The sequence below is a fragment of the Morganella sp. Je.2.23 genome (assembly GCF_051129855.1).
Classification (GTDB): Bacteria; Pseudomonadota; Gammaproteobacteria; order Enterobacterales; family Enterobacteriaceae; genus Morganella; species Morganella sibonii.
This window is the reverse complement of sequence record NZ_JBCPSQ010000007.1, coordinates 26,640-40,169: the sequence shown is the minus strand read 5'-3', so window position 1 is coordinate 40,169 and position 13,530 is coordinate 26,640. Positions and strand designations below refer to the sequence as shown.

Sequence of the window (13,530 nt, the reverse complement as noted above, 5' to 3'; positions counted from 1 at the left end):
TATTTATATCTGACAAAGCCCGGAAATCCGGGCTTTGTCGTTATCCGCGGGATCACCGGTAAAGGTTATATCCCAGCGCGGCGGCAACCGAGGCCACCATTTTCTGGCCTCTGACACTGTTTCCGTCATCATCCAGCGGCGGTGAAAATGCCGCGATTCCCATCACGCCCGGTACGACAGCCAGAATCCCGCCGCCGACACCACTTTTACCCGGCAATCCGACGGTGTATGCCCAGTCACCCGAGCGGCCGTACAGCCCTTCCATCGTCATTTCCGCCAGGATAAACGGCGTATGGGCCGGGTTCAGCACCTGCTCACCGGTTACCGGGTTTTTACCGTGTCCGGCCAGTGTCGCACCCATCGTGGCCAGCTCTTTGGTGGTCAGCAGCATAGAGCACTGGCGGGTATACACATCACACGCCTCCATCGGATCACAATAGAGATTTTGTGCCGCGTAAAGCAGCCAGGATATACCACGGTTATGGAAATTAGTGGTCTGCTCCGACTGATTCAGTTCATCCGACAATGCAATCGCATCTGATCCGAGGCGGCGCTGCATCGTCAGTATCCGCTGCCAGCGTTCTTCGGCCGATTTTGCGGTTACCGCACTGACAGTCGCGATTGCGCCGGCGTTCACCAGCGGCGACAACGGTTTGTCATTATGCAGCTCCAGCGCCATCACCGAGTTAAACGGCAGGCCGGTCGGGTCAGCACCGATCTGGTTCTGCACCGCCTCCGGACCAATATCCTCCAGCGCCAGCGCCAGTGTGCAGACTTTGGAAATCGACTCGATGGCAAAACGGTAATCAGCGTCACCACTGCTGATCACATCGCCCTGCACAGTGACTACCGCAACCGCTGCCAGGCCGGACGGGATATTTGCCAGAAACGGAATATAATCCGCATTAGCACCGCCGGGAGCCTGATGAAACTGCTGAAAGGCATTGGTTACCGCCTGTTTGATAGCTGTTAAATCCGTCATGATACTTTTCCTTTGTTTTCCCATGTAAACGGTGCGAAATCACTGTCCGGATCACGCCAGCCCGGTTTACGGATCTGATAAACAACAAACGGAAGAAGAACGAACAGAACGGTCAGTCCGATCAGCGCCCCCACATACACTTCCGGGCTGCCGACCGCAATCTGTGCCGGCGGGATAAAGCTGAACAGAAACGCCGTTAATGAACCGAGAAGCCCCATGCCGCCGAGAATAATCATCCCCGCATTACCGCCCGGGATACGGTACGGACGGGCACGCTGCGGCTGACTGAAGCGCAGATAAATCGCGGCACTGAACATCAGCATATACATAATCAGATAGAGAATGACGGTCAGCTGACTGAGGATCTGATAAGCCGCCTGTACGGACGGAAGCACCACAAACAGCACAGCCAGCAGAGAGACGAGCACCGCCTGCACCAGCAGGATATGTGTCGCCATCCCGTTCTTGTTAGTATGCTGGAACCAGTGCGGCAGATAGCCCGCTTTCGCCACTTCCAGAAGACCGGAAGACGGCCCGGCAACCCAGGTCACGACACTCGCCAGCACGCCGATAGCCAGCATGACGGCAACAATCGGCCCCATCCACGGAATATGCGCCCATTTGAACATATCATCGTAAGCCACCAGCAGGCTCTGGGTCAGACTGATATCTGACTGAGGAATGATAAAGGCGATCGCCAGTGTGCCGAGCACAAAGATAGCGACAGTACCCGCCGCTGCCAGAATAATGGCTTTCGGGTAGTTTTTGGTCGGGTTATCAATGTCTTTCACATGGATAGCGTTCATTTCCATCCCGGCGTAGAACAGGAAAATACTGGCCGCCAGCACAATATTATCGAAGTTTGAGAAATCCGGCAGAACCTGATCCCATGCCAGGTCAATCTGCGGCGTCTGGCCGCTGAACAGGTAGGAGAAACCGAGCACAATCAGAATGATCGCCGGAACAATCGTCCCGATAATGCCGCCCCATTTTGATACCCGGGCAAATGCGCCGACCCCTTTAAAAGCAATAAAGGTTGCCAGCCAGTAGATAAACAGCACAACACCAAGCACAAAGAATTTATTTGCCGCCAGCGCTTCATCAAATGCCTGATGAGGGTTGATAAAGGCGAGTGACACCGCCCCGAATGTCAGCCCGGTCGGGAACCAGACCGTCACCTCAATCCACAGCATCGCCATCGCCAGAAACGCCAGACGCGGCCCGAATGCTTCGCCGACCCAGCGGAACACCCCGCCCTTCTCTGACCAGCCGGTGGCCAGTTCAGCCGCGACCAGTGATACCGGGATCAGGAAGAACACTGCCGCAAACAGATAATAGAAAATCGCACTGAGACCGTATTCCGCTTCGGCAGGCAAACCGCGCAGACTCACCACCGCCACAATATTCATGACGATAAGTGTGCCGACAGTCAGTTTTGCTGCACCGGAAGACGGTTTTTTGGTTGAAGTATCAGTCATAAAGCACCCCGGAGGATAATGAGTGAGAGCCTCCGGCTGCGGATACCAGCCGGAGGTCGTTGTTAATTAACCGTGATGGAAGGTTGCTTTGGCCGTGGAATTCACCACCGGATTTTGTCTGAAATGATCGATAGCCCGCTTAATATCATCCAGCAGCAGTGCGGCCAGATCACGGCTGACACCGTGGCGGATCATAATACGCTGAACAACGGTTTTCTCTCTGTCCGCCGGGAGCGGATAAGAGGCTATCAGCCAGCCGCGTGTGCGGATGCGGTCGGAAAGATCGTACAGATTGAACTGCGTCACGCCAGGTTTCAGCTTGTAAGCCACCGCCGGCAGAGCGCCGCGGCCGTCATACACCAGATCGAAAATGCCCAGCTTGTTCAGTTCATCCGCAAGCCATTGCGCAGTATCTGCACACGCCTGCTGAATTTTGGTATAACCGGCGCGTCCCAGACGCAGGAAGTTATAATACTGTGCAATGATTTGCCCGCCGGGACGGGAAAAATTCAGTGCAAATGTCGGCATATTACCGCCGAGATAATCGACATTGAAAACCAGCTCTTCCGGCAGGTCTTCTTTGCTGCGCCAGACCACCCAGCCCACACCCAGTGGTGACAGACCGTATTTGTGACCGGAGCTGTTAATGGATTTCACCCGCTCAATCCGGAAATCCCACACCAGTTCCGGCTGAATGAACGGAGCAATAAACCCGCCGCTGGCACCGTCAACATGCAGAGGAATATCCAGACCGGTATCCCGCTGTATTGCATCCAGCTCTTTTGCCAGTTCCGCAACCGGTTCATAAATCCCGGTAAACGTCACACCCAGCGTCGCCACCACACCAATGGTATTTTCATCACAATACTTACGCAGATCAGACGGCTGCATACCAAGTGCATCGCCTTCCAGCGGGATTTGCCGGAGTTCCACGTCAAAATAACGGGCAAATTTTTCCCAGCATACCTGTACAGGGCCGGTCACCAGATTCGGCTTACCGGTATCTTTCCCCTGTTTTTCGCGGTTTTTACGCCAGCGCCATTTCATAGCCAGTCCGCCAAGCATCGCAGCTTCGCTGGAACCGGTGGTAGAGCAGCCGATAGTTTCCTGAGCCTGCGGGGAATTCCACAGGTCGGCAATAATATGCACACAACGGCTTTCAATTTCAGCCGTTTGCGGATATTCATCTTTGTCGATCATGTTTTTATCGACACTGTCCGTCATCAGCTGTTTGACTTCATCCTCAACCCAGGTTGTACAGAATGTCGCCAGGTTCTGACGGGAATTACCATCCAGCAGTAGTTCATCCCGGACCACGCTGTAAATAATTCGCGGGTCACTGCTGTCTTCCGGCATTTTGTATTTAGGGAGTTTTGCATCCGAGTCTGTTGATGCGTAAATATCAATAAATTCTGAACTATTATTACCTTTCACAGCATGAAGAGACATACAACCTCCTTCTCAGACTACTTATTGATAGTTAAAATAAACTAATGATGCTATACGGTTGTTCATGGCTGATTGCGGTAAAAAAAGATAATATCAGCTAAAACCATGTGATTACCGAAGCAACCTACGCATATTAGCTTATAAAACACACAACACTCAAATCCATAAAACAGGTCAGAAATTATAATTTCTTATATAATTCATTTTTATTATGATAAACACAAATAAATCACCCTGATAAAAAACACCACAAACACAGAAGAAATGTTTATTTATTTTGTTACCGTTTTGTGAAACACAGACGTGTATATATAAGAACTGAACAGGATAAAATTAACGGAAGAAGAATGAATGACAGGAAAAACCGGGCAGTGCGGAGGATCATAAATCGGTGTCTTTTTTTCTTACCCGAATCAAGCCATTTTTACATCACCGGAAACCACAGACAAAAAATCAGGAAAGGTACAGATACAGCGGGACATTTAAAACATACCGCTAAATATAAACGCTAAGTCAGGCGGTTTCTCTGATGACCCGAATATTAATTTTAAGAAAAAATAACTATCCGTGATAAAACGGTATCCGGCATATACAACAAATTATGTATACCGTTTTAACAATAAAATAAAAAAGGATCAGGAGCGGAATGTTACCGGATTATTTTATGCAAATAACAAACAATAAACCCGGATACACCACGAATCCCGGCAATATAGACCTGATGTATATTTTGCGGTCACAGGAAACACCGGTATCCCTCTGTTTAACCGGTTCAGGCAGTCAGAAGATACAGATACTGATAAAAAACCAAATTACAAACAAAAAAAATGACTCATGTGGAAAAATCAGCACATGAGTCCATTATTTTACATCTAACTAAAATATTATCGTTATTTCAATAAAATATTCAGCATTCTGCGTAATGGCTCTGCGGCTCCCCACAGAAGCTGATCACCCACAGTAAATGCCGAGATATAATCCGGCCCCATATTCAGTTTACGGATGCGCCCGACCGGCGTTTTCAGAGTGCCGGTAACCGCCGCCGGCGTCAGCTCACGCACGGAGATATCACGATCATTCGGTACAACCCGTACCCACTCGTTATGGGCAGCCAGTAAAGACTCAATCTCTGCAACCGGCAGATCTTTTTTCAGTTTCAGGGTGAATGCCTGGCTGTGGCAGCGCAGTGCCCCGATACGGACGCACAAACCATCCACCGGGATAATATTCTGACCGCGTGACAGGATTTTGTTGGTTTCCGCCTGACCTTTCCACTCTTCACGGCTCTGGCCGTTATCCAGCTGCTTATCAATCCACGGGATCAGGCTTCCGGCCAGCGGTACGCCGAACTGTTCCGCCGGTAATGCACCGCTGCGGGTAAATTCAGTCACTTTGCGTTCAATATCCAGGATTGCGGAAGCCGGGTCCTGCAACTCTTTCACCACATGCGCATTCAGTGCACCCATCTGTACCAGCAGCTCGCGCATATGACGGGCACCGGCACCGGATGCAGCCTGGTAGGTTGCCACAGAAGCCCACTCCACCAGATCCGCCTCAAACAAACCGCCCAGAGACATCAGCATCAGACTGACTGTACAGTTACCGCCGACAAATGTTTTAATGCCGCGGTTCAGTCCCTCTTCTATATGCTTACCGTTAACCGGGTCGAGAATAATAATAGCGTCATCATTCATCCGCAGTGCTGATGCCGCATCAATCCAGTAACCGTCCCAGCCGCTCTCACGCAGCTTAGGATAGACATCATTGGTGTAATCACCGCCCTGGCAGCTGATAATAATATCCAGTGCACGCAGAGCATCAATATCAAAAGCGTCCTGTAACGTACTGCGGTGTCCGCCGAATGACGGCGCTTCCCCGCCGCTCTGCGAGGTTGAGAAAAATACCGGACGGATACCGTCAAAATCCCGCTCTTCTGTCATGCGCTGCATCAGCACAGACCCCACCATCCCGCGCCAGCCGACAAATCCCACATTTTTCATCGTGATGTTTCCTTTTATTCTCATCTGAACTGCGTTTGCAATACTCTTAACCTGACAAAATATGAATAACGGTGCAAGTGAATTTATTGATGATCCCCCGCTGTTCAGAAGCCGGACTTATATCAGGCAGCGGGTTCTCATCCGACCGCCGGTGCTTTATGCTGGAGATAACACCACAATGATCAGAACAGGGCGGAATCATCATGTATTACGGTTTTGATATGGGCGGGACAAAAATTGAGCTTGCCGTTTTTAATGAAGCACTGGAGCCGGTCTGGCAAAAACGCATCGCGACTCCCAAAGAGAGCTATGCCGCGCTGCTTGAAGCATTCCGGCAACTGACAGAACAGGCGGATACCGAACTCAGCTGTAAAGGAAAAATCGGTATCGGTGTTCCGGGTATTGTGAATCATGAAAAAGGAACCGTATTTACCACCAATGTGCCCGCCGCGCAGTATCAGCCTCTGCGCCATGACCTGGAAACGATACTGCAGCGTCCGGTAAAAATTGAAAATGACGCCAACTGCTTTGCACTTTCCGAAGCCTGGGACCCGGCATTCCGCCACTACCCGACGGTGCTGGGTCTGATCCTCGGTACCGGTGTCGGCGGCGGCTTTGTGATTAACGGCACGGTGTTGCCGGGGAAAAATGGGATTGCTGGTGAAATCGGCCACATCAATATGACCCTGGAAGGGGATAAACTTCTCGGGCATCAGGTTCCGGAGACTCTCTGCGGCTGCGGAAAAACCGGTTGCTTTGAAACCTATCTTTCCGGCCCGGGATTTGAGCGGATTTTTACGGCATTTTACGGCGAAAAACTCAGTGCGGTTGATATTATCACCCGTTACTACGACGGTGATCATCATGCAAAACTGCACGTTGAACGCTACATGTCACTGCTCGCGCACTATCTGGGGAATGTACTGAGTGTTTTTGATCCTGATTTACTCGTGATCGGCGGCGGATTATCGCAATTTGAGGAAATTTACCGCCTGCTGCCGGAATACCTGCCGCAGTACCTCTACGGTGTTGCCTCACTGCCCGCCATTCATAAGGCCCGTTACGGGGATTCCGGCGGTGCCAGAGGAGCAGCCTGTCTGAATTTTTCCGGCTGACCGGCATATATTTACCGCCTGCGGATACAGGCGGTAAATATTAAAAATAATATAGGCTAACTCTTATCTTATTTATCCCGGAAAAAGGTTAGATTATCTGTATTAAAAGCCGGCTGAATCTGCAACGTACCGTATTTGTACATAGAATATCATTCTGTTTTCTCTGTATTATATCAGTCCGTGTTAAATTACGTATTCTTGTGATTATTATATATCATAGGTGAGTGGATAATGAATTTCATCAATCATACTATTTTTCCGGCACTGAATTTTGACTGTCATAACCCGCATCATGATAAATTTCATGTTGTTGCATCACGTATCACTTATGATATCCGGATAAATACCCGTAATGGTCAGAGTCAGCTTATTATTTCTCCCGAACAATCCCCGCTGAATTATACAGATATCAGCTACAGTGAAATGATTGATGCCAGCATTGAATATGAAAATGATTTGGCACCCTATAAACCAAAAACGGATATTGTCATTAACGCCACTGCGTTTGTGCCGGAAAATAATCCGGTTCCGGTTTTTGATGTGGGGATTCAGATAGGAAAATATCAGAAAGCCCTGCGTATATTCGGTCCCCGTAACTGGGTAAAAGAGGGCAATGAATGGTTTCTGACAGAGCCGGAGCCCATCAGTTATCTTAATATCCGCTATGAGCATGCCTCCGGTGGTACATACAGTACCGGTGATACTGTTTTTACTTCTCCGGCAAATCCGATTGGTATGGGCTGGTATCCGGCAGAATTTCTCGCGGGGAGTGATAAAACACAGTTACCGGCGCATCAGATAGAATCCCCGGATATCCCGGCACAGCATATCAGTCAGATACTCAGGCCGGACGGTTTCGGCTTTTTTGGCCGGACCTGGCAGGGGCGTGCGGAATACGCCGGCGATTACCATCAGAACCCGCCGTCACAGATGCCGGATAATATCAATTACTGGTGTGGCGCACACCCGACGCTGCAGATACCCCATCTTAAAGCCGGTAATAAACTCCCGCTGAAACTGTTTGGTCTGGTATCAGCGACCGAGATTGAGCGCCAGCATGTCCTGTTTTATGTTCCGGTGGAAAATCTGTTTGTTTTTATCGGCTCCGGCCTCGGGTTTTCTATCCCGAAAAATTTACAGCTCGACACCATTGTTGTGGATATGAACCTGAGAAAAGTGTTCTGCACTTACCGCATTGCCTTGCCGGACTCTCTGAACATCACAGAGGTGACGCTGCGCTACATTCCGGATCATCCGGCCATATGACCGGTACACATTGCACGTAAAAAGCGGCGCTATTGTCTCCGCTAAAAATTACGGTTAAGTAATGATTTTACATTTCCGAAACTGAGATTTATTTATATTAAAATCACCTATCAGATATAAACAACAAATAACATAAAACATGTTGCCACATCAATAAAAAAGAATAACCGTAATATTGATGCAACAATTAAGTATCTCTTAAATTATTTCATTTCAATGACAAAAAATAATTTTTAAAAATAAAAAGTCATATATTTCCCGGTCATTTGAGAATATATTACCGCAAAAATAAAATAACCTATTCCGTGCTGTCTTCTTACAGTGCGGAGGACTCTTTTTAATTGTTTCACATTATCCCGGGGTTATCATGAAAAACAACATGCCTGTCACACAGCATGAGTATTCGCTTAACGATAATGCAATATTAATGTCAACCACTGACACTCAAAGCCATATAACCTATGCAAACTCTGCATTTATTACAGCAAGCGGATTTGAGGAAGGGCAGCTTACCGGACAACCTCATAATATTATCCGTCATCCGGATATGCCACCGGCTGCCTTTGCTGATATGTGGTATACCCTGCAACAGGGTGACAGCTGGACAGGTATTATCAAGAACCGTTGTCGTAACGGCGACCATTACTGGGTAAGAGCAAATGTCACCCCGGTATGGCACGATAAAAAATTAACCGGCTATATTTCCGTCCGTACAGTACCATCCCGCGATGAAATAAAAAAAAGCGCATCACTTTACAGCCGGTTAAAGAATAATAAACTAAACGGATACCGTCTTTTTAAAGGCGTTATTATCCGCAAAGGCAAACTGGCATTTTTATCATTAATGAAATGGCTGCCGGTCGGAAAGCGGATCAATTATTCCTTATTAAGCGTCATGTTATTAACGCTGGCGCTGTTATTTTCACCGTTAAATCCGTTTATTCAGGCGGGTGGCGTAGTGACTCTGTTTATTCTGTTATCGCTTTACCTTCAGTCACACGTTTCTCAGCCGGTTAAATTACTGCTGTCACAGATGAAAAAAGTGGTTTCCGGCCGTAAACCGGCACCCGTACACATGGACAGAGTGGATGAAATCGGCCTGCTGATGCGCATGGTGAATCAGTCAGGGCTTAACCTGAATTCGCTGGTGGATGACGTCAGTACCCAGGTTGCCGGGATCAAAGCTATCAACCAGCGGGTTTCACAGGAAACCACCGCGCTGCATACCCGCTCAGAAGAAGCATCCGCCCATTTGCAGCAAACTGCCGTTGCTATTGAGGAGATCAGCAGTGCGGTGCAGCAGACGGCCGAAAGTGTCTATCTGACTATGAATATCGCCGGTAATGCGAGTAACAGTGCGACACAAAGCAACGAAACCATGCAGAAAACCATCGATATGATGCATACCATTTCTGCGGACAATAATCATATTGTCGATATCATCGGTGTGATTGACCGTATTGCTTTTCAGACTAATATTCTGGCTCTGAATGCCTCGGTGGAAGCCGCCCGTGCCGGAGATGCCGGACGGGGATTTTCTGTGGTGGCTGCAGAGGTACGCAACCTCGCACTGCATTCCGCCTCTGCCGCCAAAGAGATCAAAACCCTGATTGAGAAAAATGCGGCCAATGTCCGTACAGGTGTGACAATCGCAGAGCAGACTGAAACCCAGCTCGGGGAAATGGTCACCGATGTGCTGAAAATGTCATCCATGATCAATGAAATCGGCCTTGCCACCAAAGAACAGACTCAGGCGCTGGAGCTTATCAATGAATCTGTCGCCCGTATCGGCACCATGACCGGCAACAATACTGAAATGGTCAATAATGTTACCGGCGCCACCTCTGAACTGACGCGGCGGGCCTCACGGCTGCAGCAGGCAATACAGGTCTTCGGTAATCATGCCTGAGCAGATGCGGCAAACCGCGCTGCCCGTTTGCCGGTATTTAATACCGGTTTGCTGTGCGGCTGAGCAGAGGCATGATCTGTCAGGCGGAAATCCCGTGTCCGTGACTGTAAATCCGCAACCTGAACCTTAAGTGCATCAGAAGAACCGGCAAGCTCATCGGCGATCATCACACTGCCCTGAGTTGCCTGTTCCAGCTCGGAAAGGGCCGTTGCTATCTGCTCAATCCCCTGCTGCTGCTGCTGTGTGGAAACAGAGATCTGCGCCATCAGGCCGTTTACCCGCTCCGCCCCCTCAACAATCTTATTCATATTCACTTCGGCGCGGTGAACAATCTCCTCGCCCTGCTTCACATTATCTGTTGTTAATGAAATCAGTGATTTAATATTTTTTGCGGATTCCGAACTGCGGTGAGCCAGATTTCTGACTTCACCGGCAACCACAGTAAACCCTCTGCCGTGCTCACCGGCACGGGCCGCTTCCACTGCCGCATTCAGGGCCAGAATATTGGTCTGGAAGGCAATGGAATCAATAAGGGTGATGATTTCAGTCATCTTATTGGTGCACTCATTAATAGAATGCATATTGGTGGCAACTTCCTCCATCAGCTTGCCGCCATGTCCTGCAAACAGGGTTGCTTCCTGCGCGTGCTCACTGATCAGAACGGTATTTTCTGCATTGTTTTTTGTTCCGGCGGCAATTTCTTCCATATTGGCTGCTGTTTCCACCAGCATGGCTGATTGCTGCTCTGTCTTGGCGGACAGTTCAAAACTGCGCATTGCCAGTTGTTCAGATAACCCGGATGCCGAATCCGATGAGTTGCGGATCTCCCTGACCAGCAGAGAAAGGCTTTCCGCCAGCTGGTTCACCCCCGGGATCAGGCGTCCGGGACAGTTATTACCAAATACCGGTATCCGTACTGATAAGTTACCGGCATTGACCTCATCAATACTTTTTTTCACCGCATTGATCGGCATCACCAGATACTTCGTGATGTAAAGCCATGAGCAGACAAACGTAAAAACACTGACAATATTAAGCATCACTAATTTGATCAATGCTGACAGGGGTAACAGAAATATAATATTAATTGTAGTGAAATTACAGATAAGAAATACAATAATAACCGTTCTTACACTGATGTTTTTAAGCATAACTCACTCCATAATTTGAATTTTGCGATATTTTTAGTTAATGAATCTTAATTTACTTTTTGTTTTATCTTTCTATATAATTGATTATTAACAGGGTAAATTCAAATTTTATTACTGATAAGTAAGTGAACCTAATCACATTTAGTTTACAAATATGATTATTGGTCAAATAATGATGTTGTTTTTCTTAACAATGGAAATACCCGGGTAAAAAAAAGCCCGGAGTGCATCACAGCGATGCGCTCCGGGCCTGAATCTTTAATTCTCTGAAACTAAATCAGACTCCGGTTTATTCCACCGTCACTGATTTCGCCAGGTTACGCGGCTGATCCACATCGGTGCCTTTAATTAAGGCGACGTGATAGGAAAGCAGTTGTAACGGGATAGTGTAGAAGATTGGGGCAATAAGCTCTTCCACATACGGCAGCGGAATAATTTTCATATTTTCGCTGTCACTGAAACCGGCGTCTTTATCCGCGAAGACATACAGCAGACCACCACGGGCACGGACTTCTTCAATATTGGATTTCAGTTTTTCCAGCAGTTCGTTGTTCGGTGCCACAATAATAACCGGCATATCCGCATCAATCAGAGCCAGCGGGCCGTGTTTTAATTCACCGGCTGCATAGGCTTCTGCGTGGATATACGAGATCTCTTTGAGTTTCAGCGCGCCTTCCACGGCGATCGGGAACTGATCCCCGCGGCCCAGGAACAGTGCATGGCTCTTGTCGGAGAAATCTTCCGCCAGTTGCTCGATAACTTTGTCCTGGGACAGCATGCTTTCGATGCGGCTCGGCAGAGCATGCAGCGCAGTCACAATACGGTGTTCCAGTTCCTCACCTTTGCCTTTCAGACGACCGAGGTAAGCCACCAGCATCAGCAGAACAGTCAGCTGAGTGGTAAATGCCTTGGTGGAAGCCACACCGATTTCGGTTCCGGCTTTGGTCATCACGGCAAAATCAGATTCACGCACCAGCGATGAACCGGCAACGTTGCAGATAGCCAGGGAAGTCAGATACCCCAATTCTTTACCCAGACGCAGCGCAGCCAGGGTATCTGCGGTTTCACCGGATTGTGAAATCGTGATCAGCAGGCTGTTCTTGCGGCAGGCCGGTTTGCGGTAACGGAATTCAGAGGCGATTTCGACATCACACGGAATACCCGCCAGTGCTTCAAACCAGTAACGGGATACCATCCCGGCATTGAATGACGTACCACAGGCGACAATCTGGATATGCCCGATACCGGACAGCACATCACGGGCTTTTTCACCCAGTTCGCTGAACTCAACCGTGTCATTGCGCAGGCGCCCTTCCATCGTGTTTTTGATGGCCAGCGGCTGCTCATAGATCTCTTTCTGCATATAATGGCGGTAGATACCTTTATCACCGGCATCATACTGAACGTTAGATTCAATCACATCACGTTCTGCGGCATCACCATTGCAGTCAAAAATATGCACATGACGGCGGGTGATTTCGACGATATCCCCTTCTTCCAGGTAGATAAAGCGGCGGGTAACCGGCAGCAGAGCCAGTTGATCAGAGGCGAGGAAGTTTTCACCGACACCCAGACCAACCACCAGCGGACTGCCTGAACGGGCAGCAACCAGCAGTTCCGGTGTGCGGGAATCCATAATCACCGTACCGTAAGCACCGCGCAGCTGCGGAATAGCACGCTGCACAGCTTCACGCAGTGTACCGCCCTGAGAAAGCTCATGGTTTACCAGATGAGCGATAACTTCAGTGTCCGTGTCGGAAGTGAACTGATAGCCGCGGCCTTTCAGTATTTCCCGTAATTCACTGTAGTTTTCAATAATACCGTTATGAACAACGGCGATAGTCCCGGAAACATGCGGGTGCGCGTTACGTTCCAGCGGTTCGCCATGCGTTGCCCAGCGTGTGTGCGCGATACCGGTGCCGCCGGAAACCGGCGTTTTTTCTGCTTCTTCCGCCAGCATTTTTACTTTGCCGACTTCACGCAGACGTGTCAGATGTCCTTCGCTGTCCACAACCGCCATACCGGCAGAGTCATATCCGCGGTATTCCAGACGACGAAGCCCTTCTAACAGAATTTCAGCGATATCACGTTGTGCTACTGCACCAACAATTCCACACATAGTTGTAAATTCCTGATTTAACGATGTCCTGCCTGATTGTTTTTACGGCGTTGCCGTATCC

Annotated in this window: 9 protein-coding genes; 3 read left to right on the top strand and 6 right to left on the bottom strand. The window is 49.0% G+C overall.

Annotation, left to right across the window (positions count from 1 at the left end):
• Window positions 1-52: 52 nt before the first annotated feature.
• The 4 genes from glsA to asd form a co-directional block, all read right to left on the bottom strand.
• A complete protein-coding gene (gene glsA / locus AAZR23_RS17730; protein ID WP_434694134.1) occupies window positions 53-982 on the bottom strand; it encodes a glutaminase A in 930 nt (309 codons plus the stop codon).
• Entirely contained in the window at window positions 979-2,460 is a 1,482-nt protein-coding gene (gene gadC, locus AAZR23_RS17725; protein ID WP_046892829.1) for a putative glutamine/gamma-aminobutyrate antiporter GadC, read from the bottom strand. Before gadC ends, glsA begins: the two co-directional genes overlap by 4 nt.
• Before the next feature lie 66 nt (window positions 2,461-2,526).
• A complete protein-coding gene (locus AAZR23_RS17720) occupies window positions 2,527-3,909 on the bottom strand; it encodes a glutamate decarboxylase (RefSeq protein ID WP_046892828.1) in 1,383 nt (460 codons plus the stop codon).
• Window positions 3,910-4,799: 890 nt separating this feature from the next.
• Window positions 4,800-5,909: an aspartate-semialdehyde dehydrogenase gene (gene asd / locus AAZR23_RS17715; protein ID WP_046892826.1), complete on the bottom strand. Its 1,110-nt coding sequence runs from the start codon at window positions 5,907-5,909 to the stop codon at window positions 4,800-4,802.
• Between the two features lie 203 nt (window positions 5,910-6,112).
• On the opposite strand from asd, the gene nagK reads away from it, so the two are divergent.
• The 3 genes from nagK (at window position 6,113) to AAZR23_RS17700 (ending at window position 10,199) form a co-directional block, all read left to right on the top strand.
• The gene (gene nagK, locus AAZR23_RS17710) at window positions 6,113-7,024 is read left to right on the top strand and encodes an N-acetylglucosamine kinase (RefSeq protein WP_434694130.1); all 912 of its coding nucleotides are present in this window, start codon (window positions 6,113-6,115) and stop codon (window positions 7,022-7,024) included.
• Between the two features lie 231 nt (window positions 7,025-7,255).
• The gene (locus AAZR23_RS17705; RefSeq protein WP_434694127.1) at window positions 7,256-8,290 is read left to right on the top strand and encodes a DUF2169 family type VI secretion system accessory protein; all 1,035 of its coding nucleotides are present in this window, start codon (window positions 7,256-7,258) and stop codon (window positions 8,288-8,290) included.
• A 367-nt stretch (window positions 8,291-8,657) separates the two neighbouring features.
• The gene (locus AAZR23_RS17700) at window positions 8,658-10,199 is read left to right on the top strand and encodes a methyl-accepting chemotaxis protein (RefSeq protein ID WP_107679592.1); all 1,542 of its coding nucleotides are present in this window, start codon (window positions 8,658-8,660) and stop codon (window positions 10,197-10,199) included.
• Here the strand turns inward: AAZR23_RS17700 and AAZR23_RS17695 are convergent.
• Together AAZR23_RS17695 and glmS are read right to left on the bottom strand one after the other, a co-directional pair.
• Window positions 10,190-11,350, bottom strand: coding sequence for a methyl-accepting chemotaxis protein (locus AAZR23_RS17695; protein ID WP_434694123.1), 1,161 nt, complete (start codon window positions 11,348-11,350; stop codon window positions 10,190-10,192). The two genes, AAZR23_RS17700 and AAZR23_RS17695, sit on opposite strands and share 10 nt — an antisense overlap.
• Window positions 11,351-11,639: 289 nt before the next feature.
• On the bottom strand, window positions 11,640-13,469 hold the full coding sequence (gene glmS, locus AAZR23_RS17690; protein ID WP_052926466.1) for a glutamine--fructose-6-phosphate transaminase (isomerizing): 1,830 nt from the start codon (window positions 13,467-13,469) through the stop codon (window positions 11,640-11,642).
• Window positions 13,470-13,530: the final 61 nt, after the last annotated feature.